Origin of the sequence: Mangrovibacter phragmitis (genome assembly GCF_001655675.1) — a bacterium.
GTDB classification, from domain to species: domain Bacteria; phylum Pseudomonadota; class Gammaproteobacteria; order Enterobacterales; family Enterobacteriaceae; genus Mangrovibacter; species Mangrovibacter phragmitis.
This window is the reverse complement of the sequence record NZ_LYRP01000008.1, coordinates 26,380-50,965: the sequence shown is the minus strand read 5'-3', so window position 1 is coordinate 50,965 and position 24,586 is coordinate 26,380. Positions and strand designations below refer to the sequence as shown.

Below are 24,586 nucleotides of genomic sequence, written 5' to 3'. Positions count from 1 at the left end.
CAGACAATTAACCGCCATTTGGCAAGGGATAAAAGGTAACACGATGACTAACACAACATTGCCTGAAGAAAATTACGACTACCAGCAGGATCCTAAAGTAAAAGATAAATGGAAATTTCGCTTTGCTTTCATTGAAAAAATGGGCGGCTACAGCAACCCATTTTTTATACCAAAAGAAAATCGCGAAGCATTACGTAAGTTATCCTTTTGGGACCGCCAAAAAGTTCAGATAAGCTATCTGGCATTCTTTTTTGGCCCCCTTTACCTGCTGATTTTAGGACTGTGGAAAAAAGCCATAGTCTGCATTCTTGTGAGCCTGGTTGTTGCCATTATTGGTACTCTGATTCACTTCAGGTTTTTATCTTTCTGTTTCAATATTTATGTGGCATGCCAGACTATTGGTTGGTATTACGATTACAAAGTAAAAAACAAACAAACCTGGGGTATATAACCATAAAAAAAGCGCTGTTTTCACAGCGCTTTTTCTTGCCTCTGAGCATTAACCGCTACAACCAGTTTTTCCGCTTAAAGTACAGGTAAGGTGCCAGGCCCGCGAGCATCATAAAGACGATGGCACCTGGGTAACCAAAGCTCCAGTGTAATTCCGGCATGAACTCAAAGTTCATCCCATAACTGGAAGCAACCAGCGTGGGCGGCAGGAATACAACAGATACCACGGAGAAGATTTTAATTATCCGGTTCTGTTCGATATTGATAAACCCCATCGCCGCCTGCATCAGGAAGTTAACTTTCTGGAACAAGGATTCGTTGTGTGGCAGCAGGGATTCAATATCGCGTAATACTTCGCGCGCCTGTTCAAGCTGCTCACCCGGTAAGCGAGCTTTACGTACCAGGAAATTCAGTGCCCGCTGGGTATCCATCAAACACAGGCGAACTTTCCAGCCGGTATCTTCCAGCTCTGCCAGAGTGGAGAGCGCTTCGTCGTACTCATCACCCTGTTGCCCTTCCATAATCACCCGGCTGAGCTTTTCCAGGTCGCTGTAAATGTTTTCGATTTCATCAGCCAGCTGTTCAATTTTGGTTTCAAACAAATCGAGTAACAATTCAAACGCATTACCGTCAACCATCAACTGTGTACGGGCGCGCATGCGGTAGAGACGAAATGCCGGTAACTCACGTTCACGCAAGGTAAACAGGCGACCATTACGAATGGTAAAAGCCACGGTTGAGTTGCCCGCGTGATCGTCCGCATCTTCGTAGAAGAAAAATGAGTGGATATGTAAGCCATCTTCGTCTTCAAAAAAACGGGCAGATGCCTCAATGTCTTCAAGCTCTGGCCGGGTCGCCAGGCTCTGGTCAAGTTCCGTTTGTACGCGTTGTCGCTCGTCTTCGTCTGGCTCAACCAGGTCAACCCATATCGCGTTGCTCAGGTTTTCAGCCTCTTCCACTTCGAGACGGGACAACCGATTATTTTCCAGTTGAAATGCGCTCAACATGACCGGGACTCCCAATGCAAAAATATCGGACAGTTCAGTGGGCACACAGAAACGGGGGTTTCAAACCAAGAAATAGACTGGCTCAACGCGACGGGAAAAGATGTCGCTGACAACCGCTAAGGCTATCAGCAATGAGGATAGCCTTAGGAGTTGCACCCCGAAAACAGGTGAAAGAGCCAGTATCTACTGGGTGTGTCCAAGGCGAATGTCCTCTTAGCGTAATCGTGCGCGCATGTTACGCCAGCGAAAAAGCAGCGTCAACAAACAACAGAACACTCGCAATTAATTAATATCTGTTATTTGTTAAGGTTAGCAGACAGCGCAGAAAATTTATTTTCCCACACAGAGTTACACCGTTTCGAGCCTGGCGTAAGCGGCGACCAGCCACTTAATGCCCTGGCCCTGGAATGCCACCTGCAAGCGGCTGTGCTCACCACTACCTTCCAGGTTCACAATAGTTCCCTCACCAAATTTGGGATGGCGTACCCGCTGGCCCAGCTTATAGCCACTATCGTTTTGCTCAATGGGCGTACCCAGCCGTTGGTGATTAACCGGGCGGGAAACCGTCGCACGTAAACGCACTTCCTCCACACAGTTTTCCGGTAGTTCGCCAATGAACCGGGAAGGGCGGTGATACACCTCTTTCCCGTACAGTCGGCGCGATTCTGCATAAGTCAGCGTAAGCTTTTGCATGGCCCGCGTGACACCAACATAAGCCAGGCGGCGTTCTTCTTCCAGGCGACCGCCTTCATCCAGCGACATCTGGCTGGGGAACATCCCTTCTTCCATCCCGACAATAAACACTTGCGGGAACTCCAGACCTTTCGCTGAATGCAGTGTCATCAGTTGTACTGCGTCCTGCCAGGTATCTGCCTGCCCTTCTCCTGCCTCCAGTGCAGCATGAGACAAGAAGGCCTGTAACGGCATTAAATCTTCGTCTTCGTCCTGGTAGCTGAACTGGCGTGTGGCTGTCACCAGTTCCTCAAGGTTTTCAATACGCGTCTGCCCTTTTTCGCCTTTTTCCTGCTCATACATCATCCACAAACCAGAATCTTTAATCACCCGGTCAGTCTGGACATGCAGGGGCATTTCTGCGGTATCGTGAGCCAGTGCATCAATTAGTTCCATAAAACGCTGCAGGGCAGACGCAGCGCGCCCGGCCAGGGCTTTATCCTGTAAGAGCTGGCGTGAAGCCTGCCATAGCGTGAGCTGGTTTTCTCTGGATGTCTGGCGCACAACATCCAGAGTGCGGTCGCCTATTCCCCGGGTGGGGGTATTAACCACACGCTCAAATGCCGCGTCATCATTACGGTTACTCATCAGGCGCAAGTACGCCAGCGCATCTTTAATTTCCTGGCGTTCAAAGAAGCGCATACCGCCATAAATCCGGTACGGCATGCTGCCCTGCAATAAAGCCTCTTCGAGCACGCGCGACTGGGCGTTGCTGCGATATAAGATGGCACACTGTTCCAGTGCACCGCCATTGTCCTGCCAGGTTTTGATACGGTTGACAACAAACCGGGCTTCATCCAGTTCATTGAAGGCGCAGTACAGCGAAATGGGCTCACCTTCGCTGCCGTCAGTCCACAAGTTTTTCCCAAGGCGCCCTGTGTTGTTATCAATCAGGGCGTTAGCCGCGTTCAGAATATTGCTGGTTGAACGGTAGTTTTGCTCAAGGCGAATGGTTTGCGCCCCCGGGAAATCCCGCAGAAAGCGCTGAATATTTTCCACCTGAGCACCACGCCAGCCATAAATTGACTGGTCATCATCCCCAACGATCATTACATGGCTGGTATCACCCGCCAGCAGGCGAATCCAGGCATACTGAATGTTGTTGGTATCCTGAAATTCGTCCACCAAAATGTGTGTAAAGCGATCACGATAGTGTTGGAGAATATGGGGCTTATTAAGCCAAAGCTCATGGGCGCGCAGCAGTAATTCAGCAAAATCCACCAGCCCGGCTCTGTCGCAGGCTTCCTGATAAGCCTGGTAAACCTTCAACCAGGTTTGCTCAACCGGGTTGCCATAGCTTTCTACATGTTGTGGGCGCAGGCCTTCGTCTTTTTTGCCGTTGATGTACCACATGGCCTGGCGGGCAGGCCACTGCTTTTCATCAAGGTTCATGGCTTTGATCAGGCGTTTGAGCAGGCGTAGCTGGTCTTCGCTATCCAGAATTTGAAAATCCTGTGGCAAGCCAGCATCAAGGTGATGCGCGCGCAACAGGCGGTGTGCCAGGCCGTGGAAAGTGCCAACCCACATGCCATTTTGCACGCTTCCCATCAATTGACCAATACGCTGGCGCATTTCTGCGGCCGCTTTATTGGTAAAGGTGACAGCCATAATGGAGTAAGGCGAGCTATTCTCAACCGACATCAGCCAGGCGATACGATGCACCAGTACTCGTGTTTTCCCGCTTCCCGCACCTGCCAGAACCAGCAAATTACTGCGTGGTGCCGCAACGGCTTCACGCTGTTTATCATTAAGACTGTCGAGCAGGTAAGAAACGTCCATCAGCACCGCCAAATTGGGGAAAGGGGGGATCGTACCCCTGGAAATTTTTACAGCATTATATCAGCGCAGTGAGTGATGCCAACCGCGAAATTTCTACATGAGGTAGCAACCGGCTGTCTTTGGCCGTCATCAGGCTGGCCTGTTTCAGGTTAATCCAGCATGCCTGAACGCCACTTTGTACCGCGCCTGACACATCAGTGGTGAGGTCATCGCCTACATGGAGCAACTCACCGGGCTGAAGACCCAGTTTTCGTGCCGCGAGCCAGTACATATCGCCAAACGGTTTTGAGCGGCCATCCGGTCCGGCACGCAACACAAACTGAAAATACGACTCAAGCCCGAAACGAGAGGGATCCGCATTACCATTAGTAATAGCGGCTAATGGCCATTTTCCCGCCAGTTTTGCCAGTATGGCATGAGTTTCCTGTGGTACTTCTATACGGTTACGCCAGTGAGCAAACTCGGCCATCACCGCATCCGCGCCTTCACGCGCCTGGCTATCTGGTATCCCGGCGAGTTGCATCGTGCGTTCTATTGCCCGCCAGCGCCACTGGGACACATCATGGTAAATCTCCGGTTCTTCTGCCCTTAATGCGTCACGCACACCAATAAAATCACTGGCTGTCAGTTGAGCCAGTGACGGGTGGTATTGTTGAAGAAACTGAAGCGATGCCTGAGTAGTTTTTTGAATTACTGGATAGTTGTCATACAGCGTATCGTCCAGATCAAATGTCAGAGCGGCAATCCGGCTCAGTGGACGGTAAAAATGCATTACGATTTCCCCCGCCTGGCGCGAGGATGCGCTGCATCATACACCGAGGCTAAATGTTGAAAGTCGAGGTGGGTATAGATTTGGGTAGTCGATAAATTGGCGTGCCCCAGCAATTCCTGTACCGCTCGCAAATCACCACTGGATTCCAGCATATGTGTGGCAAATGAGTGGCGTAATTTATGAGGATGGACATGGCTGTTAAGCCCCTGGCGCACTCCCCATTCAGCAAAGCGTTTTTGCACGTTACGCGCTGAAATACGTTTACCCTGGCGGGATAAAAAAAGTGCGTCATCATCGGGTCCAAACAGCAAACGCAGTTCCAGCCAGTGCTCAACCCATTGCACCGCACTACGACCAACAGGCAACCTGCGCTCTTTACTCCCTTTCCCCATCACCCATACCTCACCACTGGCGAGGTCCAGATGGCGGCAATCAATATTAACCAGTTCCGATAAACGCAACCCGGCACCATACATGATTTCCAGCATCGCCCGGTCACGCACAGCGAGTGGGTCATTAATATCGATATCCAGTAACCGGTTGATGTCATCCACATCAATATTCTTGGGCAAATGGCGTGGCGCTTTGGGGCTGGCGACACCTTTTGCCGGGTTTGCATCCAACTCACCCTGAGCAACCAGCCAATCGAAAAAACTGCGCAGGGCAGAAAGGCGTAATGCCATGCTGGCAGGTTGCAGACCATGCTTGCGGCTTAATACTGCAAAGCGTTTCACTTTGTTGCTGTCGCACTGAGCCCAGTGTTGTATCCCAATATCCGCCGCCATACTGATAATAACCTGCAACTGGCGGCCATAGTTGAGCAAAGTCAGTGGGCTTAGCTGGCGCTCCACTTTCAGGTAACGCAAATATTGGTCAACACTCGCCTGCAAACCGCTCATAACCGCTCCACCCAACGTTCCAGTAACCCGGGTAATAATGTACTCAGTTCCTGCAAGAACTGAGTTCCCTGGCCTGCACAATAGTGCTGAGGGTCACGGCTGGAGAATACCAGTACACCTAAATCCCCTTGTTCCCCCAGTAATGACATTGCTACTGAGCCTACTGCTTTTTCCTGCGGCAACATCACCAGCAATTCATTACCATTGAGGCCGCCAAGATAATGCGACTGGTCGCCAAAACGTTGTACGCGCAATGGCTCAAACAGTTGCCGGCTCAACGCCAGGTGAGTAAAACAGGAAGGTGCGCCAATACGCCATTTATCCGGAAAGAGCCGTAACGTAGCACTGGATAGTTTCATCTCCTTTGCCCAACGAGCCAGGCGTTCAAGAAAAGACTGAAAATCCGGGGCTGACGCCAGCCGACTTTGTAGTTTCAGTAGTCGGTAAAACAGCCCTTCATTTGCCATTGCCTGTTCAACCAGCAAACCCATATTGGTTTCCAGGTTATCAATCCGGTTCCGCGACCTGGCCATATGCCATTCAACCAGTGACACCGCTCCCCGTACCGGGTGCGGTACACAGAGTTGCTCAACCAGTTGTGCGTTACGAATAAAAAAATCAGGGTGACGACGCAGATAGTCTCCGACCATCTCGTCTGTCAGCTCAGGCAAAATATCTTGCTGTTCTCCGACGTTCTTCATAGATGTATAAACCCATCATAGACATGAGTGGCAGGCCCGGTCATATACAAAGGATGCCCAGGACCTTTCCAGGCAATATCTAACCGGCCACCAGGCAGGTCAACCCGCACTTGTTCAGCCAGTAAACCTTGTTGTATACCGACAGCCACTGCACCACAGGCCCCACTTCCACAGGCCTGGGTTTCACCTGCGCCGCGTTCATAAACCCGCAGACGGATATGCTCAGGGTTAACCACTTCCATAAAACCAACATTCACCCGTTCAGGAAAGCGGTCATGGCTTTCTACCAACGGCCCCAGCAATGCCACTTCAGCTGTCGCAACACTTTCAACCTGAATCACACAATGGGGATTACCCATTGATACTGCGCCACAAAGAACCGTTTGTTCTGCGACGCGCATAATATAGGTTTTTTCCATTTTATTAGCGCGGAAAGGAATACGGCCAGGTTCGAAGTCCGGTTCGCCCATATTCACCCGTACTAAATCATCGTCCGTCACTGTCAGAACCATACGCCCATTGGCGGTACTGACAAAAATATCTTTCTTGTTGGTCAGGCCCTTCAGACGCACAAAGCGGGCAAAACAACGCGCGCCATTGCCACACTGTGCAACTTCACTACCATCCGCATTAAAAATACGGTAGTGAAAATCCAGCTCAGGATCATAAGGTGGTTCCACAATCAGTAACTGATCAAACCCCACTCCCAAATGCCTGTCAGCCAGGCGGCGGATCATATCCGGAGAGAAGAAGACGTTTTGTGTTACCGCGTCAACCACCATGAAATCATTGCCAAGCCCATGCATTTTGGAAAACTGCATTTAGAACTCCCTTCCCCAGGTCATGCACTGGGGTGCTACTGGGTGACAACCTGCGTCGGGTCGTCGCCATACCCGCGATCGTTTTGATCAGGTGCGGCTGATTGCGTCGACGATGCTGGTTTTTCAACATGTTCGGGTGTTTTGTTGTCTGCCGGAGGGAAATAGAGTGGGCCTTTTAAACCACATCCACTGAGGCTAAACATTGCCAGCGCCATGGCCAGCGGATAAACGAGTTTCTTCATTCTGCAGTGCCTGTATATCGTTATTGTTATCTATCATCGCAGGTGAACCCTGAAAAGCAATAGCCAGAGTCTGAGGAACAGATAATTCCCGCCAAAAACACTTGCTTACTCACGAGTCTGTGAGCGGTATTTTAATTTCCCGCGCTGTGCTTTTATACTGCCTGCACAGCCTTATAACGGGAAGCGAAACATGAACGATTCTGAATTCCACAGACTGGCCGACGAACTGTGGATGGCCATTGAAGAATATTTTGATAACTGGGATGGCGACAGCGATATCGACTGCGAGATCAATGGTGGTGTACTGACACTGAGTTTTGAAAATGGCAGCAAAATCATTATTAACCGCCAGGAGCCACTGCACCAGGTCTGGCTGGCAACCAAAAGTGGTGGCTACCACTTCAACCTGAAAGAAGATACCTGGGTGTGCGACCGTAGCGGAAAAACTTTCTGGGCCTTACTGGAAGAAGCCTGCTCTCAGCAAGCTGGTGAACCAGTCAGCTTCCAGTAATTACTGCTGATATTGTTGCAGTAGTGTCGCAGCGTTGCCATCTGATGCCAGCGCTGCGGCTGCGGTAACAGACTGAGCACGGTACGGAATGACCTGGGCGCGCCCTTCCCCAGTCACAATCTGGTAGAACTGTGGCAGGTTGAAGTTCACAAAGCTGGAACCATAAGTGAAGCGATCATGGGATGAGGAGTAGAACCGGCTGACATCCCGAACCAGCTCTTCAATACTCCCTTCACAGTGATGGTAAACTTCAGCGCGGTTACCTTCATCCAGAATATAGATGTTGAACCCTTTGTCACTGTTGGTTTCTTCAAAGAAAAACTGAATAATCCCTTCACTGGCAAACCCGTCAACAACCGAAGGGAGCTGGACATGGTTGGTTTCAACCTGAACCGACAACCCATGCAGTTTGTTATGAGAAATCGCCCCATAAAACTCAATGGCGTTTTCCAGTTTCTGCACAGACACATTCAACCGTTCAAAGAACAGTCCCCAGGTTTGCCCGGCAACACGCAACGCTTTAAAACGCCCGGGTTCAAGACGTGTGCTCGACAAGCGTAACTCAATACATTCAGAAACCAGTTGCAGAACACGGGTACGAATTAACCCACGCAAATGCTGGCTGTAGCAAAATACCTCAACGTTGTCTGGTGGCGCTGCATCCTGGTGCATTTTACCCAAAATCGTTTTTAACGCTTCAATCATGGCCTGCTCGCCATTGAAATGCAGAGTACGCACTTCATTCCATGAGTTGCGATACAGCAAATCAATACTGCCAATCAGGCATTTTTGTTCTTCACCGAAACTAAAGACATCCAGCTTACGGAAATCAAAATGCACCACCTGGTTACGAAACGCCGTCGTCGGGTCATATTCCAGGTTGACAATAATCGCGAGATGGCGAATTTCGCATGGGCTGTACAATGCCTTAGGTGTTGGCGCTGGCAGCCTGATAGGGAAATGATGGGATACATCCGACACCATTTCCTGCAATTTTGCCAGGTCACAGATACCATTGCCTTTAATGAACAGGCGGGTACGCGGTGTTAATAAACCATTGAAGTAGGCCCAGGCCACCAGTTTGTTCAGATAACGGTTATATTCCAGTGGCTGATGGCTGATAATCGTGTCCATATGCGGTGCACGGTTATACAGATACCACCCCGAACGATTTGCCCGGCCTGGCGGTACATGAATAAAGGTCAGATTCGGTTCAGACAGGTCTGGCGATATTTGTGGGTTAACCAGGGTGACTTTCCCCGGCAGAGCTTCAAAGGCGGCATAGAGCTTACGCGTCAGAACCCCGATATCTTGTGGGCTGGCACTGACACTCAGATTGTTGCGACGGGCAAAACGAATCAGGTTGCGATAGCTTTGCATCATCGCATCCAGCAATTCATTATGAGCATTGCGGACTTCGTCAATTTTCCAGTTAGCCCGGTTATCCAGCATAGCCAGGCGTTGTTCATCCCAGCCCCAGCTTTTCACTAACTGCCCGATAACCTCACGCCGCCAACCAACACAGGCACGCTCCCGACTGAGTTTTTCGCATACTTTCAGATAAAAACAGCGGCGAACCAGGTCAAGGCGAGTGGTATCTTCTATTGCAGTTAAATACTGGGTAACCCGTTCCAGCATCATGCAGTACGCATCGAGCCCGAACGAGACAATTTCACCGTTATGCAGGTGTTGTTTGATGTCTTTGGCTAACAGACTGGTATTGGGATATTCCCAGGAATACGCTTCCAGCAACAGCGTTTTCAGCACGGCTTTATACGGGGAATCAATACTTTTATACAACTGCCATAAACTGGCGCCGAAGTATTCTTCCGCAGACAATGAGCTCAGCCCACCCAGATCCAACCATTCGTTAGGGGTCAGCACGCCTTGCGCATAGAGTTTCATAACATAGTCGTCATAGCTCTCTTCCTGGTCACAGGGCACCATATTCCACAGAATACGTTTCCCGGCCAGGCGCACTGCGGTGCGGTAAAATTCGTCCAGCAGTAAAATATGCTGTGTAGAACCGCAATCTTCGCCACCCAGACTCCCGCTCTCGTTATGACGAAAACGGTTTTCATCGATCAGGAAGAAACTGACTTCCACGCCTAACGACGCAGCCCAGCCCTCCAGTAACGCACACTTGCGCTGGAGCAAACGGCGTTCTTCATTGTCCAGCCACGCCTGATGACACACCCAAATATCCAAATCAGACGAACAACTTTGCCCAACCGATGAAGTGCTCCCCATGGAGTACACACCAGTAATGGGTAATTCACTGGTGTTTTCTTCTTGCGGGAAAGCGCCATATTTCAGCTCAAGGCTGTCCAGATAATGGCGTTGTGTATCATCAGGCGTGTACAGACAAATTCCATGGGGAACGTTGCCATCAAGGTACCCCGGCATTTGCGGATGATGGCAATGCAATAATGTAGGCAGCAGACTGTAAACCTGCTGAAAAGCGGGTCCCATTGCAGCCAGGGCGCGATCCACGCGCAGTTGGTTTATGGCATCCAGTCTCTGTTTAAGAGTCTCAATATAGAGGTACAAGACGTATCGCCTGATTGGTTACAGTATTTCAAAAACGTAATCCGCATGCTGCCTTTAATGATTATAGAATGAACAGGCTGGCAATTGGTGAAAACGTGATCAATTTAACACCACGAGCATTGACCGTAAAGAAAGATGCGCTAAGTAAGTCTAGCATTCGGGCGCATCTTAATACACTTAAACTGACACTTTCAGGATAAACCCCGTTGAAACTGACACGCTTCCTCTAACAATGGTAGGATGATATTCAAGCGTTTTTTACGGTAACTAGCATGGTAGACAAAGTATTACGAATTGCCACCCGGCAAAGCCCGCTTGCGCTGTGGCAAGCACAATATGTCAAACAACGTTTGCAGGCATACCACCCGGGTTTGCAGGTTGAACTGGTTCCGATGGTCACTCGTGGTGATGTCTTGCTTGACACTCCCCTCGCAAAAGTGGGTGGTAAGGGCTTGTTTGTCAAAGAACTCGAACTGGCGATGCTGGAGAATCGGGCTGATATCGCCGTTCACTCAATGAAAGATGTACCAGTTGCCTTTCCCGAAGGCCTGGGGCTGGTCACCATTTGCCAGCGGGAAGATCCACGCGATGCGTTTGTATCCAACCACTACACCAGCCTTGACTCACTTCCACAAGGTGCAGTAGTAGGAACATCCAGCCTGCGTCGCCAGTGCCAAATTGCGGCACGCCGCCCTGACCTGCAAATTCGCTCATTACGCGGCAATGTCGGTACCCGGCTGGGTAAACTGGATAGCGGTGAATATGATGCCATTATTCTGGCTGTGGCTGGCTTAAAACGCCTTGGACTGGAAGAACGGGTTCGTGAAGCGCTGGCACCAGAGGTAAGCCTGCCAGCCGTTGGGCAAGGTGCGGTGGGTGTTGAATGCCGCCTCACTGATACATGGACTCGTGAATTACTCGCGCCACTGCATGATACCGATACGGCTATTCGGGTAATTGCCGAGCGGGCAATGAATACACGTCTGGAAGGTGGTTGCCAGGTACCAATTGGTAGTTTTGCAGTGTTGGAAAATGGCCAGTTATGGTTACGGGCACTGGTTGGCGCACCGGATGGTTCACAAATCATCGCAGGTGAGCGCCGTGGTGAACCGGACCAGGCTGAAACAATGGGTATTAGTCTCGCTGAAGAACTATTGGCACGCGGTGCGAGCCAAATTCTTCACGACGTTTATCAAGGTGAAAAACCGCAATGAGTATTTTGGTCACTCGCCCATCGCCTGATGGGGAAGCGCTGGTTAGCCGTCTCAGGGCTCTCGGGCGAGAGGCCTGGCACTTTCCTTTGATTGAATTCGCCCGGGGGAATGCATTAAGCCAACTCCCGGCGTTACTGGGCGAGCTTGTGCAGGGCGACTTACTGTTTGCTGTTTCCCGGAACGCGGTGCAATTTGCCCAGAGCGAGCTTACAGCAACCCGGTCAACCTGGCCAGGTCATATCCGGGCATTTGCCGTTGGGCGCACTACTGCTCTGGCACTGCATACCGTGAGCGGGCTGCCAATTAGCTACCCACGGGATCGGGAAACCAGCGAAACCTTGCTACAATTACCTGAATTACAGAATGTTGCCGGGAAACGTGCGCTTATTTTGCGTGGCAATGGTGGGCGGGAATTGCTCTCTGACACGCTGAGTGAACGAGGTGCGGCTGTGACAATCTGCGAATGTTACCAACGCCAACCCTGCCAGTATGATGGCCTTGAAGAGGCCTGGCGCTGGCAAAATCGTGGGATCCGCATACTGGTGGTGACAAGTGGCGAGATGCTCACGCAACTGACGAACACGATTCCCGAATTATATCGAACTAACTGGTTATTCCGCTGCCGGCTTGTAGTCGTCAGCGAACGGCTGGCACAGGTTGCCCGGGAATTGGGCTGGGAAGAAATCACTGTCGCCGAACATGCTGATAACGATGCGCTTTTGCGCACCCTGCAATCACTTTATTAATGGGATGCCATAATGACGGAACAACATAGCGACTCCGCCGCAACTGACGAAACTCGGGTGGAAGAAACTCCAGTATCACAAAACACCGGCACAATACGTCATGCGGAAGACAAGAAAAAGCATAGTGGAAAGGCAGGAATCGCGTTAGGCGTGGTTGCAATCGCCATTGCGCTGGCTTGTGGTGCCGGGATGTGGACCTGGACTAAACATCAACTGGCAACACAAACATCGACCAGCGATACCATAATTGATCAGTTAACCGCTTTGCAGCATCAGCAAACGCAGCAGAATGCCGCGTTGCAAAAAACCGTTGAAGCACAGGCCAGTGCGCTCGCGCAGGCACATAAACAGCAACTGGCCCAGGCAACGCAACTCTCTGAGCTGGAACAAAAAGTGGCGACCATTTCTGGTTCAGATGCAAAAACATGGATGCTGTCACAGGCGGACTTTCTGGTAAAACTGGCCGCCAGGAAGTTATGGAGCGACCAGGATGTCACTACGGCAGCGGCGTTACTGAAAAGTGCCGATGCCAGTCTGGCTGACATGAATGACCCCAGTTTGCTCCCTGCCCGCCGAGCAATCACGCAAGATTTATCCACATTGTCTTCCCTGACACAAGTTGATTATGACGGTATTATTCTGCAGCTTAATCAGCTTACCAACCAGATTGATAACCTTCGTCTTGCAGATAACACCACTGATGACACGCCAATGGATGATGACAGCAGTGAGCTGTCTGGTTCCTTTAGCCAGTGGCGTGAAAACCTGACGAAGAGCTGGCACAACTTTATGGACAGTTTTATCACCATACGCCGCAGGGATGAGACGGCAGTCCCGTTACTGGCACCAAACCAGGATGTTTACCTGCGCGAAAACCTGCGCTCACGCTTATTAGTGGCCGCCCAGGCGGTTCCGCGCCATCAAAACGAAGTATATAAACAGGCGCTGGAAAATGTCTCGACCTGGGTACGCGCTTATTACGATACCAACGACGCAGCGACTAAAGCCTTTCTGCAAAGCCTGGATTCGCTGAGTCAGCAAGATATCAGCATGGATGTCCCGGATTCACTGCAAAGCCAGCCAATTCTGGAAAAATTAATGCAAACACGCGTGCGCAACTTATTGTCCCAACCAGGCGTTAGCGCAGGCTCCGGCAACATAACTGCACAGCCGGCACAGGGAGAGTAATCATGCTGAAAGTCTTGTTGCTGTTTTTATTATTGATTGCAGGCATCGTGCTTGGCCCAATGCTGGCAGGGCATCAAGGGTACGTACTGATTCAGACAGATAATTACAACATTGAAACCAGTGTAACCGGGTTGGTTATCATGCTGGTCCTGCTGATGCTGGTGCTGTTCGCGGTTGAATTGCTGCTGCGTAAAGTATTCAGAACCGGTGCACGTACCCATGGCTGGTTTGTGGGCCGCAAACGCACACGCGCACGTAAGCAAACCCGGCAGGCCTTGCTAAAACTCGCCGAAGGGGATTACCAGCAAGTCGAGAAACTGATGGCTAAAAATGCCGATCATGCAGAGCAACCTCTGGTGAACTACTTACTGGCAGCTGAAGCGGCTCAGCAGCGAGGCGATGAAACGCGCGCTAATCAGCATCTGGAACGAGCCGCTGAGCTGGCCGACAACGACCAGATCCCGGTAGATATTACCCGGGTACGTTTGCAACTGGCCCGCAATGAAGATCACGCGGCCCGACATGGTGTGGACAAGCTTCTGGATATTGCGCCACGTCACCCGGAAGTATTGCGTCTTGCTGAACAGGCTTACATTCGTACGGGGGCATGGAATGCCTTGCTTGATATTCTCCCTTCTATGGCAAAAGCCGGAGTTGCAGATGATGCGCATCGCGAAGCGCTGCAAGAACAGGCATGGCTGGGATTGATTAACCAGGCTATGGCCGAGCAAGGTAGCGAAGGGTTGAATAACTGGTGGAAGAATCAGCCACGCAAAACCCGCCAGCAAACCATATTGCAAGTAGCGATGGCAAAACGTCTGATTGAGTGTAACGATCACACCAGTGCAGAGAAAATTATTCTGGCCGGTTTAAAACGCCAGTACGATGACCGGCTGGTGACACTGATGCCACAGCTCAAGTCAGGCGATCCGTCTGTGCTGGAAAAAGCATTGCGTCAGCAAATCAAACTACAGGGTGACCGTCCGTTATTATGGCGCACGTTAGGGCAGTTACTAATGCAACACGCAGAATGGCAGGAAGCCAGTCTGGCGTTTCGTGCCGCACTGAAACAGCGCCCGGACGCCGAAGATTATGCCTTACTGGCAGATACTCTCGACCGTCTGAAAGAGCCCGCTGAAGCAGCAACCATGCGCCGGGAAGGCCTGTTGTTGAGTGTTACCCCCAGTGATAAGCCAAAAAGCTAACAGCCCCTTCTTCCCATAAAAAAACACCTGCCCACTGGGCAGGTGTTAAATCAGGTCATATAACAACAAGCTTGGTGCTTCACTCAACGTTATGTCCATGGTGTTTGATGAGGGTGAAACCGACATCTGTCTTTGGACGATAAGCACCGCAAAGGGCTCTGCATCATTCCTGGCATTATGAGGCATAAAGCGAACATAACAGGTGGAATGAGCATCTACCCGTCTATTCTTGCACAAATGATGCCAAAGTTACAGTCAGATTATTCAGGCCTCAGGCCACGGATGGCGGGCTTTCTCACCACATCTGAACATGCCATATTCCTCTGGTAAACACTGAATGTCGGGCATTAACGACAGGCAAAAACCACTCGAACAACAAGCCTTTAAAATCATAATGTTAAATGTTACTGACTGGAGACAATTTCTGAGGAGCGAGTTGCTAAATCGCAACAAAGGGAGGTAAGTAACGATTTATGCTGAATAACCATTATTTCAGATACAAAAAAACCCCGCCGAAGCGGGGTTCTAAAATGGTCGGCGAGAGAGGATTCGAACCTCCGACCCACTGGTCCCAAACCAGTTGCGCTACCAGGCTGCGCTACTCGCCGAAATACTGCTATTTTACTTTTTTAAAACCTAAGTTGTGGTGCGAGGGGAGGGACTTGAACCCTCACGTCCGTAAGGACACTAACACCTGAAGCTAGCGCGTCTACCAATTCCGCCACCTTCGCATTCCACTAAATAATGGGGTGGCTAATGGGACTCGAACCCACGACAACTGGAATCACAATCCAGGGCTCTACCAACTGAGCTATAGCCACCACTGTAAATCTTTCGCGGTCATTCTACCACCGCAGCTCAAAGCGCCTCACTAAATGGCGCGCCCGACAGGATTCGAACCTGAGACCTCTGCCTCCGGAGGGCAGCGCTCTATCCAGCTGAGCTACGGGCGCGTAGCGCCGTTGCGGAGGCGGATATTACGGACTTAGTGCCCACCTGTCTAGTGCTTTTTTTAAATAAAAAGCGCGTTTGGTTATGTTCTGTGCAACCTGTCGCTTATTTAGCTGGTTCCTGCACATTTTTAACCCGCTTATTTCGTAATACACACCAAATCAGTGAAATCCCCCCGAGGAAAGCGACGCCCACAATCAGTGAGACACGCGTTTCTGGGTTTAACCCCATACCTACCAGTACACAAGCCAGGAAAGCCAGCGTCAGGTAGTTTGCCCACGGGAACAGCATTGACCGGAACGGATGCGATGCCATTGCGTGCTGGTGAACCGCCCTGAAACGCAACTGGCTCACCAGGATAACAAACCAGGGCAACATACCCGGTAACACACTGGCACTGTATACATAAACAAAGACACGCTGTGGCGATGGAATAACGTAATTCAAACCGGACCCAAGCAGCAGGATGACCACCGAAACTGCAACAGCGACAACAGGCACGCCATGGCGTGATACATGGGCCAGCTTAGCGGGTAGCTGGCCATTTTTAGCCAGGGCATACAACATGCGTCCGCAGCTATACATACCACTATTACAGCCTGAGAGCGCGGCCGTCAGCACCACGACATTAATAATCGCAGCGGCGGAAGTAATGCCAATACGCGCAAAGGTCAGCACAAAGGGGCTGCCACTACCACCTACATCCTGCCAGGAAAACAGCGAGACAATAATGAAAATAGCGCCAACATAAAAAATCAGGATACGCCAAAAGATTTTACTGATAGCCCGGCGCAAGGTCACCTGCGGGTTTTGTGCTTCTCCAGCTGTAATCCCCACCAGCTCCACACCCTGGTAAGACGCCACTACAATACACAGCGCGGTTAAAAAGCCTTTCCAGCCCCCGGCAAAGAACCCGCCATGAGCGGTGAGATTATGCAGCCCGACCGGTTGCCCATGGTGCCCAAAACCAAAGAAAATCACCGCCAGACCAACCACTATCATCACAATAATGGTGGTTACCTTAATCATCGCAAACCAGAATTCGATTTCGCCATACAAACGTACAGCAGCCAGATTAGCCACAGCCACCAGAGCAACGGCAGTCAGCGCCGGGATCCATTGTGGCAACTCAGGGAACCAGAACTGGGTATAAACCCCTACCGCAGTGACTTCCGATATACCTACAGCCATCCACATGAACCAGTATGACCAGGCAGTTAAATACCCCCAGTACGGGCCGAGATAACGGTGAGCATATACCGCAAATGAGCCTGCTACAGGTTCAAGGAAGAGCATCTCCCCCATTGAGCGCATAATGAGAAAGACAAATACCCCAGCCAGCAGGTATGCAAGCATAACAGAAGGCCCTGCCCATTTAAGGGTGCTGGATGCCCCCATAAACAGCCCAACCCCGATTGTGCCCCCTAATGCAATAAGTTCGATGTGCCGCGCCTGTAAGCCACGCTGCAGAGTGTTTGGTTGTGTTGCCATAGAAACGTTCCTGTACTTCGAAAGCTGCCCGGTTATGCCGGTTCTTGTGTTTCCCGCTACACTTGCGTGCCGGGAAGTTTAAAAGTGGGCAATACTTGATGAATTTTGCGGAAATAGCAAATTGAATAACGGGACAACCGTAGTGTCAGATAAAGCCACAGGAAGGAAAAAGCGACGGGATAAGTCATTGGCAGCAGACAGGCTGCCAGCGACACAGAACAAGAATTAAAGTTGCCCTGAATAATACCAGCGTAAAAAACGCACTAAACGCAACTGACGGCCAAGGCGGCTGGGCTGTGACAGCAAGCGATAGAGCCACTCAAGCCCCAGGTTCTGCCAAAATCGAGGTGCGCGCTTAACATGGCCGGTAAAAACATCATAGGTGCCACCGACCCCCATATATAACGCATCAGGGTGAACCCTTTGGCAGTCTCGCATGACCTTTTCCTGCCTGGGCGACCCCATAGCAACCGTAACAAATTCTGCACCACTGTGTTTGATTCGCTCAAACACTGCTTGTTGCATCTCTGGCTTAAAATAGCCATCCTGCATACCGACAATATTCACATTCCAGCAGGCCTTTAATTTATTAGCCGTTTCCTGCAATACCTCAGGCTTTCCTCCTAATAAGAACACCGCTGCTCCGGTACTTCCGGCCTTTTCCATCATGGCTTCCCACAGATCTGCGCCCGCGACACGAGATACCTGAGCCTGTGGGTATTTTTTACGAATAGCCCGTACAACACTGATGCCGTCAGCATATTTATATTCCGCCCGGTCAACCAGTTCACGAATCGCCGTATCATCTTCGGTGACCAACACTTTCTCTGCGTTGATAGCAATTAATGTGCCCTTACATAACACACCGTCAGGCCATAAAGCTTCCAAAGCGTGAGCCATATTACGCCAGCCGAGAATATTCAGATGCCGGATACGGTATTCAGGCACCATTAATGTTGTTTTCATGATGTATTTGTCAGGAGTTTGAAGTGGTGGAAACCTGAGCCTCAGGACGGAGTGGTGTTTTCACCAACCCACTCACGTCAAATAGCCAATAAAGCAGCTTAGCGGCTACCAGGCAGGCACCAAAGATAACCATAAAGAACACCACTCGTGAGCCAAAGGCATCCAGCCCTTCGCGCGCGAGCACAATCATGTTAAAAATAGCGCCAAAGCAAAAGCTGTGCAGTATCGCAGTAACATAGCGGTTTTCGCTGTTTTGCCCCAACGCGTACAGCCAGTCAAACCATTTAATTATCCCCCCTACAGCAACTGCCCCAAGGGGAATAAAACCCACGCCGCCCATCACCAATAACGAACCAATCAGGGTCGGTGATATTGCCAGCCCGGAATGGTTATTCAACACATCCCAGGTGAAATAATTTGCGGTATTCAGCACCAGATGTGGGCGCTCCGGCCACAACCATGAAGGGATAAAAACATAAAAATCACGCCATAACGGCGCCACTCCCTGGAAATGAATCTCACCATAGTGCTGTATCAACAACGCCAGATTCTCCCAGGGAGAGAAGGTATCTCGTGTTAAATACAGGAAGGTATAGAATGCCTCAGCGCCGCGGACATCCAGCCCATAACGCTTCAGAGCCAGCCAGAACATACCAACGATACCCAGAACCCCTGCGCATGCCAGCATCCACAGCGTTATCCAGCCACGAATCAGCCCAATAAACAGGAAAATAGCAAACGCGATAATAATATTTGCCCGGGTCCCACCTACAATCACATACGTCAGCAAGCCAAAACCAACCGTACTGACCAGAAAAAACAGCCAGGCACGTTTGGTTTGGTAAAGGGAATAAACTACAAGCATGGCCGGAATAAAGAAATAAAAGAAACGCTTAAGCGCCACACCCGACACTTCGCTTGAGAAGATTTGGCTGTATGAGTGCAAACGAAACAACAGGAATCCATTGTGGGCAAAGAAAATACCCAACGTCACCAGAGAAATCACCATCAGCAGCCCACAAGTAAGCTGGGTTTCTACGCGGTTCATGCGGAAAAAAAGCTGAACAGGAGCAGACGTTTTCCTCAGCCGGGTTTTATAAACCACATAATAAATGGCATAAAAACTGGTGGCGGACAGTAACGCCTGCAACAGAATACCCGGCGGCGCGACATCGGTATTAAAGCGAAAATAGAGCGTACAGGTAAGCGGGAAGCCGAAATAAAACGTCAGCAAAAACAACAACGAAAAAAAGACATTAAAACTGAAGCGCACCCGACGAAACTCCTGTAACGTCAGCGTGCCAATAAACAGGATGGATAGCAGCCAGACAATAAACAGGCCACCAAACTCAACCAGACTCATGCCAAATCTCCCGAGGCAAGGTGAATAACGTGTTTCCAGCCCGCAATATAGGCAGGATTAAAAAATGCGATAGTGTTCTTATCTACCAACGAGAGCTCGCGCTGCGCTTCATGAATCAGTGCCTCAGTCAGCGTATCATCACTGAACAAAACGGGCACATGTTGTTCTGCCATGTCCCGCCAGAAAGGATTCTTGCGGCTTAGCACGCAGGGTATGCCCGCCTGAATTAACAAGCATAGTGTACCAATCCCTTGCTGACGTTCAAAAATGAAATAACCGAGGTCGCACTGGCGTAACAGCGTGAGATAGTCATCAAACGCCAGCTTATCTCGCAAAATAGTAATATTTCCGGCAGAAAACATCGACTGCCCCACCTGAGTGACGGTATCAATATAAGCCTGATTATTGGGTGGATAACCCATCGGCACCACCACCTGAACAGTATCACCAAATTGCTTATGCACCGCCTTTAGCGCAGCAACGTGGGCATTGGTCGGGTCGCCAGAGTTACCCACCAGCACAGTCAGTGGCCCGGTTTTCTTCACTGCCTCAAGCGAATTCAAAGCCGGGTCCATACGCGTTGGGAAATAGAGCAACTCGCCAGGTACCCGTGGCGCACGAGTCCGGAAATAATCCAGATCACCTCGTGTTGCAAATACCCGACCTACCCGGCGTTGTGCCAGACGGCGTAACAGGTAAAACAGCCGGTAACGAAGGCTGTGTGATGTTTCATACAGGTCACCCCCCCAAATATGCCACCAGGCCTGATGTCGCTTAATAGCACCGGAAAGCAATGCCAGCCAGATTCCCGGATTAAATTGCCCGTGGAAAAAGAAACGCAGCTCACGCCGCTGCTTTGCCTGTTGTTTGACTGCTTCACACAAGGTTTTTTTTGAGGGAAAGCAGGTGATATCCAGCGCTGGGTACTGCGCTACAATGCCAGAATCAGATGAGACGACGAAAAAAGTGCGGCTCGCGGACGTTTCTGTAGCAAGGTGTTCGCTGAAAAAAGTGAGAACAGTTTGGTTATGGTGCGGGATATCCGAACCTAACACATGAATCAGAGTAGTCATTGTCTGCGCCAGATAAAAAATACGCTAAAACAAAGCGCAAAATAAACAAGATAAGTCGCCATATAGGCCTGCGCGGCACCCAGTGCACCATGTGCCGGAATAAGCCAGTGAGAAAAGCCTGTCAGTAAGACAAACTGGCTGACTTCTGTCAGCAAATAACAACGCAGTGAGGCTTTTGCAATCACCAGGTAACCAAAGACATAAGCACTGACTTTGAATACGTCCCCGGTCAGTTGCCAGGCAAACAAGTCACGCATTGCAGCAAACTGGTGGGAAAACAGTAACCAGATAGCAAAATCCCGCAGCAACCAGACCATAAAACTGGCGGCCATCACCGCCGGGATCACAAACCGGAAAGCTTTGCCTAATTCACGGGAAATATCTTTTTTTTCCGTCAGACGCGACAAGGTCGGAAGTAAATAGACACTAAATGACGCGGTAATAAACTGCAGGTAGGCGTCTGAAATACTGGTTACCCCTTGCCAGATACCCACGGCTTCCCAGGAGTAATGCGCTGCCAGCAAGTTACGCATCATTACCCAGGCGACAGGCAACGTGACAGTCGTCATCAGAGCCATGATGGTAAAACGTACATACAGGCGGCTCTGCGCATTATCCCAACGGGGGCGGAACCAGGTCAGCGGGATTCTCCCCCTGCGCCATAGCACCCAGGACGCAGGCAAAGCAATCAGCGCCGGCACTAAGGCAATCCCCAATAACGCACCATGGTAACCGCCCAGCCGGTAGCAAATATAGTAAGCTACAACACCAACAACACTCCCGGTCATCAATGCCAGTGCATTCCCGGCGGCATCCCGAAAACCTTTGAGTACAGCCAGGACCAGGTTTGCCCAGGCTATGCCCATTTGTACCAGAGCCACCAGGCAAATCAGCCCCTGATAATCACTGGAACCAAACAAAGCAATACTGACGGGCCGGGCTGCCAGCACAAAGAAAACCGCGAGCAAAGCCGAAAAACCCAGGACAATAGCCGATGCACTACCTACCACTCGTTGTAATGCCGAGTTGTCGTGATGATGCTGCGCAATACTTCGTGTCACGCCATTAAAAATCCCTGCCCCCGCCATGACACCTAATACAGTAACCAACTGGCGGAAGTTTCCAGCCAGACCAACACCGGAAGGACCGAATGAAACCGCCAGTAATTTAACGACTAATAAACCTGCAGCTATCTTGACCAGTGTGGACGCGGCGGTCCACACACTTGCTCTGGCTAATGACATCAGGAGAAGTAACTCAATAGCGTAGTGATAACCGTGCGCTGATTAACTGGTGCCAGATTATAGAATAAAGGCAACCGCAGCAGGCGTTCACTTTCTGCCGTAGTGAAGTGGTCTTCTCCATGAAATTCGCCAAAACTCAGACCTGCCGGGCTGGAATGCAACGGAATATAATGGAAAACAGCCAGGATCTCCGCTTCTTTCAAAAACGCAATCAGCGCATTGCGATCATCCATATCACGCAATTTGATATAGAACATATGCGCATTGTGGCGGCAGTTTGCCGGGATGGTGGGTAACTCAATGCGCCCTGCCCGCGCCAGAGGTTCCAGAGCACGGAAATAGTTGTTCCACAGAGCAACACGCTGCTCATTTACCCGATCAGCCACTTCCAGTTGTGCCCACAGGTAAGCCGCCTGTAAGTCTGCCATCAGGTAGCTTGAGCCAAGATCACGCCAGGTGTATTTATCCACTTGCCCACGAAAGAACTGGCTGCGGTTAGTGCCTTTTTCACGAATGATTTCAGCCCGTTCGATCAGCGATGCCTCGTTAATCAGCGTTGCACCACCTTCTCCACCGGCTGTGTAGTTTTTGGTTTCATGAAAACTAAAGCAGCCAATATGGCCAATAGTCCCCAGTGCCCGACCTTGCCAGGTCGACATCACCCCTTGAGCCGCATCTTCAATCACATAGAGATTATACTGTTCTGCAAGACGCATGATGGTACCCATCTCACAGGCAACACCGGCGTAATGAACCGGCACAATCGCACGGGTTTTTTCGGTAATGGCAGCTTCAATTTTCGTTTCATCAATGTTCATCGTATCCGGGCGAATATCAACAAACACGATTTTTGCCCCGCGCAGCACAAAGGCATTCGCTGTAGAGACGAAAGTAAATGAAGGCATTATCACTTCATCGCCCGGCTGAATATCAATCAGCATGGCGGCCATTTCCAGAGAAGCGGTGCAGGATGGCGTTAACAGGACTTTCTTACAGGAAAAGCGATGCTCCATCCATTGCTGGCAGCGGCGAGTAAACCCGCCATCACCACATAACTTCCCGCTTTCCATCGCAGATTGCATATATTCAAGTTCAGTTCCCACTATGGGTGGGGCATTAAAAGGAATCATCTTTTCTCACCTGTAGAGCCAGTACGCTGTGCCAACTGGCTGTGCACCACTTAAAACATAGCGGCGCAACGCTGGCAAATTGCCAAACTGCGTTGCGACATGTAAGCCCGCTATTTTTTGCTGCCGGCACCAGCCTTGTGCCAGTGCCATTAATACTGCCCCAGCACCCTTACCGCCCAACAGCCCGACTCTTGCCTGGTTGCCGGGTAACCGCCGTAGGGTAACAAACCCTGAGATCAGACCTGTGGCATCATAAGCCAGCAGGCAAACATCATCAAAAGTCCCCCGTACTGCATTTTCCACCCACTGACCATAAAAACGCCCGCTTTCGCCAGGCGCATACCATGGCGTACCAAAACGGCTGTGAGTGAACAATGTTTCAGCTAAGGTACGCAACGCAGGAATATCATGTTCCCTGGCAATGGGAAGTGGTTCAGACTGCCCGCCAGGAGGGAGATCTACACTCAACACAAAATCCATTTCTGCTTCCACCACCTGAAACCCCAGTGTCTGCAAAGCCGACAGCCGGGCGGTATCGGCGGCGTCAATTTTTGCCTGTACCCGTGACCAACAAGTCAATTGCGCCACAGTGAGTGGCGCAGCAGAATCGGAAAAATGGATAATTCCCGAATGAATGTTGAAAAAGGTGCTTTCCCATTCAAGGGGTTCAACGCTTGCGTGAATAACCACGTAACAACTCCTGCAGGTACTGGCCGTACCCAGTCTTCGCCAGAGCCTGTGCTGCACGGCGGACATCGTCGTCATCCAGCCAACCGTTACGCCAGGCTATCTCTTCAAGGCAGGCAATTTTGAAGCCCTGGCGCTTTTCTACTGTTTGCACAAAAGAGCTGGCTTCCAGCAGGCTATCGTGAGTACCAGTATCCAGCCAGGCAAAACCACGGCCCAGTTTTTCTACCGACAACTCACCTTGCTCCAGATATATTTGGTTAATTGAAGTGATTTCCAGTTCGCCGCGCGGTGACGGCTTCACCTGGCGAGCATAGTCCACTACCTTGTTGTCATAAAAATACAACCCGGTTACTGCCCAGTTGGATTTTGGTTTTTGCGGTTTTTCTTCAATAGACAGCGCCCGGAAATTATCATCAAAATCCACGACGCCAAAACGCTCAGGGTCCATCACCTGGTAGCCAAAGACTGTAGCGCCTTGCTTACGTGAGGCTGCATGATGCAGTTTAGGGCTGAACCCCTGACCAAAAAAGATATTGTCGCCAAGAACCAGGCAGGAGGCATCACCATCAAGAAAGGTTTCACCAATCAGAAAAGCCTGTGCCAGCCCATCGGGGCTTGGCTGTTCAGCGTAACTCAGGTGTACGCCAAACTCGTCACCGGAGCCAAGCAAACGTTGAAAATAAGGTTTATCTTCCGGCGTCGTAATGATGAGAATATCGCGAATTTTCGCCAACATCAGCACAGACAGCGGGTAGTAAATCATGGGTTTGTCGTACACAGGTAATAACTGCTTGGAGACACCACGCGTAATGGGGTGAAGACGTGTCCCCGTTCCCCCTGCAAGAATAATTCCCTTCATGC

The 24,586-nt window shown here is 50.6% G+C and carries 22 protein-coding genes and 4 tRNA genes; 6 read left to right on the top strand and 20 right to left on the bottom strand.

The window, feature by feature from the left end; all coding sequences use genetic code 11:
* The first annotated feature begins 43 nt into the window (after positions 1–43).
* Positions 44–451: a DUF2628 domain-containing protein gene (locus tag A9B99_RS09385; RefSeq protein ID WP_064596904.1), complete on the top strand. Its 408-nt coding sequence runs from the start codon at positions 44–46 to the stop codon at positions 449–451.
* A 55-nt stretch (positions 452–506) separates the two neighbouring features.
* Here A9B99_RS09385 and corA read toward each other — a convergent pair whose 3' ends face one another.
* From corA to lptM, 7 genes are all read right to left on the bottom strand, one after another.
* Positions 507–1,457: a magnesium/cobalt transporter CorA gene (gene corA, locus A9B99_RS09380; protein ID WP_064596958.1), complete on the bottom strand. Its 951-nt coding sequence runs from the start codon at positions 1,455–1,457 to the stop codon at positions 507–509.
* 348 nt (positions 1,458–1,805) lie between these two features.
* A complete protein-coding gene (gene uvrD, locus A9B99_RS09375) occupies positions 1,806–3,968 on the bottom strand; it encodes a DNA helicase II (RefSeq protein WP_036115471.1) in 2,163 nt (720 codons plus the stop codon).
* 55 nt (positions 3,969–4,023) lie between these two features.
* On the bottom strand, positions 4,024–4,740 hold the full coding sequence (yigB, locus tag A9B99_RS09370) for a 5-amino-6-(5-phospho-D-ribitylamino)uracil phosphatase YigB (RefSeq protein ID WP_064596902.1): 717 nt from the start codon (positions 4,738–4,740) through the stop codon (positions 4,024–4,026).
* A complete protein-coding gene (gene xerC / locus A9B99_RS09365; RefSeq protein WP_064596900.1) occupies positions 4,740–5,639 on the bottom strand; it encodes a tyrosine recombinase XerC in 900 nt (299 codons plus the stop codon). Before xerC ends, yigB begins: the two co-directional genes overlap by 1 nt.
* Positions 5,636–6,340 carry a DUF484 domain-containing protein gene (locus A9B99_RS09360; RefSeq protein ID WP_064596898.1) on the bottom strand — a complete coding sequence of 235 codons (705 nt, stop codon included), beginning with the start codon at positions 6,338–6,340 and terminating at the stop codon, positions 5,636–5,638. Before A9B99_RS09360 ends, xerC begins: the two co-directional genes overlap by 4 nt.
* The gene (gene dapF, locus A9B99_RS09355; protein ID WP_064596895.1) at positions 6,337–7,161 is read right to left on the bottom strand and encodes a diaminopimelate epimerase; all 825 of its coding nucleotides are present in this window, start codon (positions 7,159–7,161) and stop codon (positions 6,337–6,339) included. The genes A9B99_RS09360 and dapF overlap by 4 nt, the downstream gene beginning before the upstream one ends.
* A gap of 35 nt (positions 7,162–7,196) precedes the next feature.
* Positions 7,197–7,403, bottom strand: coding sequence for an LPS translocon maturation chaperone LptM (lptM, locus tag A9B99_RS09350; protein WP_064596893.1), 207 nt, complete (start codon positions 7,401–7,403; stop codon positions 7,197–7,199).
* A gap of 190 nt (positions 7,404–7,593) precedes the next feature.
* Between lptM and cyaY the strand changes: the two genes are divergently transcribed.
* Positions 7,594–7,914 carry an iron donor protein CyaY gene (gene cyaY, locus A9B99_RS09345; RefSeq protein WP_064596891.1) on the top strand — a complete coding sequence of 107 codons (321 nt, stop codon included), beginning with the start codon at positions 7,594–7,596 and terminating at the stop codon, positions 7,912–7,914.
* On the opposite strand, the gene cyaA is transcribed toward cyaY, so the two are convergent.
* On the bottom strand, positions 7,915–10,464 hold the full coding sequence (gene cyaA, locus A9B99_RS09340; protein ID WP_064596889.1) for a class I adenylate cyclase: 2,550 nt from the start codon (positions 10,462–10,464) through the stop codon (positions 7,915–7,917).
* A 272-nt stretch (positions 10,465–10,736) separates the two neighbouring features.
* Between cyaA and hemC the strand changes: the two genes are divergently transcribed.
* The 4 genes from hemC to hemY are packed head-to-tail and all read left to right on the top strand — an operon-like array spanning position 10,737 to position 14,817.
* Positions 10,737–11,678, top strand: a complete 942-nt coding sequence (gene hemC / locus A9B99_RS09335; protein ID WP_064596888.1) for a hydroxymethylbilane synthase — start codon at positions 10,737–10,739, stop codon at positions 11,676–11,678.
* A complete protein-coding gene (gene hemD / locus A9B99_RS09330; RefSeq protein WP_064596886.1) occupies positions 11,675–12,424 on the top strand; it encodes a uroporphyrinogen-III synthase in 750 nt (249 codons plus the stop codon). Before hemC ends, hemD begins: the two co-directional genes overlap by 4 nt.
* Before the next feature lie 12 nt (positions 12,425–12,436).
* Positions 12,437–13,612 carry a uroporphyrinogen-III C-methyltransferase gene (gene hemX / locus A9B99_RS09325; RefSeq protein WP_064596884.1) on the top strand — a complete coding sequence of 392 codons (1,176 nt, stop codon included), beginning with the start codon at positions 12,437–12,439 and terminating at the stop codon, positions 13,610–13,612.
* Positions 13,613–13,614: 2 nt separating this feature from the next.
* Positions 13,615–14,817: a protoheme IX biogenesis protein HemY gene (gene hemY, locus A9B99_RS09320; RefSeq protein ID WP_064596882.1), complete on the top strand. Its 1,203-nt coding sequence runs from the start codon at positions 13,615–13,617 to the stop codon at positions 14,815–14,817.
* Positions 14,818–15,348: 531 nt separating this feature from the next.
* On the opposite strand, the gene A9B99_RS09315 is transcribed toward hemY, so the two are convergent.
* The 12 genes from A9B99_RS09315 to rfbA form a co-directional block, all read right to left on the bottom strand.
* Positions 15,349–15,425 (bottom strand) — tRNA-Pro (locus A9B99_RS09315).
* A gap of 36 nt (positions 15,426–15,461) precedes the next feature.
* Positions 15,462–15,548 (bottom strand) — tRNA-Leu (locus A9B99_RS09310).
* 14 nt (positions 15,549–15,562) lie between these two features.
* Positions 15,563–15,638: transfer RNA gene (locus tag A9B99_RS09305), tRNA-His, on the bottom strand.
* 55 nt (positions 15,639–15,693) lie between these two features.
* Positions 15,694–15,770, bottom strand: a tRNA-Arg gene (locus A9B99_RS09300).
* Between the two features lie 103 nt (positions 15,771–15,873).
* Positions 15,874–17,259 carry a bifunctional threonine/serine APC transporter ThrP gene (thrP, locus tag A9B99_RS09295; RefSeq protein ID WP_064596880.1) on the bottom strand — a complete coding sequence of 462 codons (1,386 nt, stop codon included), beginning with the start codon at positions 17,257–17,259 and terminating at the stop codon, positions 15,874–15,876.
* A gap of 225 nt (positions 17,260–17,484) precedes the next feature.
* On the bottom strand, positions 17,485–18,225 hold the full coding sequence (wecG, locus tag A9B99_RS09290; RefSeq protein WP_064596878.1) for a lipopolysaccharide N-acetylmannosaminouronosyltransferase: 741 nt from the start codon (positions 18,223–18,225) through the stop codon (positions 17,485–17,487).
* A gap of 10 nt (positions 18,226–18,235) precedes the next feature.
* Positions 18,236–19,588: an ECA oligosaccharide polymerase gene (gene wzyE / locus A9B99_RS09285; RefSeq protein WP_064596876.1), complete on the bottom strand. Its 1,353-nt coding sequence runs from the start codon at positions 19,586–19,588 to the stop codon at positions 18,236–18,238.
* Entirely contained in the window at positions 19,585–20,661 is a 1,077-nt protein-coding gene (wecF, locus tag A9B99_RS09280) for a TDP-N-acetylfucosamine:lipid II N-acetylfucosaminyltransferase (RefSeq protein ID WP_064596874.1), read from the bottom strand. The genes wzyE and wecF overlap by 4 nt, the downstream gene beginning before the upstream one ends.
* Positions 20,658–21,905, bottom strand: coding sequence for a lipid III flippase WzxE (gene wzxE / locus A9B99_RS09275; protein WP_064596872.1), 1,248 nt, complete (start codon positions 21,903–21,905; stop codon positions 20,658–20,660). Before wzxE ends, wecF begins: the two co-directional genes overlap by 4 nt.
* Complete coding sequence (gene rffA, locus A9B99_RS09270; RefSeq protein ID WP_064596870.1) at positions 21,905–23,035, bottom strand: dTDP-4-amino-4,6-dideoxygalactose transaminase; 1,131 nt, start codon at positions 23,033–23,035, stop codon at positions 21,905–21,907. Before rffA ends, wzxE begins: the two co-directional genes overlap by 1 nt.
* A 6-nt stretch (positions 23,036–23,041) precedes the next feature.
* Positions 23,042–23,725, bottom strand: coding sequence for a dTDP-4-amino-4,6-dideoxy-D-galactose acyltransferase (gene rffC, locus A9B99_RS09265; RefSeq protein WP_064596868.1), 684 nt, complete (start codon positions 23,723–23,725; stop codon positions 23,042–23,044).
* Entirely contained in the window at positions 23,703–24,584 is an 882-nt protein-coding gene (gene rfbA, locus A9B99_RS09260) for a glucose-1-phosphate thymidylyltransferase RfbA (protein ID WP_064596866.1), read from the bottom strand. Before rfbA ends, rffC begins: the two co-directional genes overlap by 23 nt.
* Positions 24,585–24,586: the final 2 nt, after the last annotated feature.

Excerpts from the sequence above, each read along its gene's own strand:
- A9B99_RS09385 (WP_064596904.1), top strand. The coding sequence starts at position 44 with ATGACTAACACAACATTGCCTGAAGAAAATTACGACTACCAGCAGGAT.
- corA (WP_064596958.1), bottom strand. The coding sequence starts at position 1,457 with ATGTTGAGCGCATTTCAACTGGAAAATAATCGGTTGTCCCGTCTCGAA.
- uvrD (WP_036115471.1), bottom strand. The coding sequence starts at position 3,968 with ATGGACGTTTCTTACCTGCTCGACAGTCTTAATGATAAACAGCGTGAA.
- yigB (WP_064596902.1), bottom strand. The coding sequence starts at position 4,740 with ATGCATTTTTACCGTCCACTGAGCCGGATTGCCGCTCTGACATTTGAT.
- xerC (WP_064596900.1), bottom strand. The coding sequence starts at position 5,639 with ATGAGCGGTTTGCAGGCGAGTGTTGACCAATATTTGCGTTACCTGAAA.
- A9B99_RS09360 (WP_064596898.1), bottom strand. The coding sequence starts at position 6,340 with ATGAAGAACGTCGGAGAACAGCAAGATATTTTGCCTGAGCTGACAGAC.
- dapF (WP_064596895.1), bottom strand. The coding sequence starts at position 7,161 with ATGCAGTTTTCCAAAATGCATGGGCTTGGCAATGATTTCATGGTGGTT.
- lptM (WP_064596893.1), bottom strand. The coding sequence starts at position 7,403 with ATGAAGAAACTCGTTTATCCGCTGGCCATGGCGCTGGCAATGTTTAGC.
- cyaY (WP_064596891.1), top strand. The coding sequence starts at position 7,594 with ATGAACGATTCTGAATTCCACAGACTGGCCGACGAACTGTGGATGGCC.
- hemC (WP_064596888.1), top strand. The coding sequence starts at position 10,737 with ATGGTAGACAAAGTATTACGAATTGCCACCCGGCAAAGCCCGCTTGCG.
- hemD (WP_064596886.1), top strand. The coding sequence starts at position 11,675 with ATGAGTATTTTGGTCACTCGCCCATCGCCTGATGGGGAAGCGCTGGTT.
- hemX (WP_064596884.1), top strand. The coding sequence starts at position 12,437 with ATGACGGAACAACATAGCGACTCCGCCGCAACTGACGAAACTCGGGTG.
- hemY (WP_064596882.1), top strand. The coding sequence starts at position 13,615 with ATGCTGAAAGTCTTGTTGCTGTTTTTATTATTGATTGCAGGCATCGTG.
- thrP (WP_064596880.1), bottom strand. The coding sequence starts at position 17,259 with ATGGCAACACAACCAAACACTCTGCAGCGTGGCTTACAGGCGCGGCAC.
- wecG (WP_064596878.1), bottom strand. The coding sequence starts at position 18,225 with ATGAAAACAACATTAATGGTGCCTGAATACCGTATCCGGCATCTGAAT.
- wzyE (WP_064596876.1), bottom strand. The coding sequence starts at position 19,588 with ATGAGTCTGGTTGAGTTTGGTGGCCTGTTTATTGTCTGGCTGCTATCC.
- wecF (WP_064596874.1), bottom strand. The coding sequence starts at position 20,661 with ATGACTACTCTGATTCATGTGTTAGGTTCGGATATCCCGCACCATAAC.
- wzxE (WP_064596872.1), bottom strand. The coding sequence starts at position 21,905 with ATGTCATTAGCCAGAGCAAGTGTGTGGACCGCCGCGTCCACACTGGTC.
- rffA (WP_064596870.1), bottom strand. The coding sequence starts at position 23,035 with ATGATTCCTTTTAATGCCCCACCCATAGTGGGAACTGAACTTGAATAT.
- rfbA (WP_064596866.1), bottom strand. The coding sequence starts at position 24,584 with ATGAAGGGAATTATTCTTGCAGGGGGAACGGGGACACGTCTTCACCCC.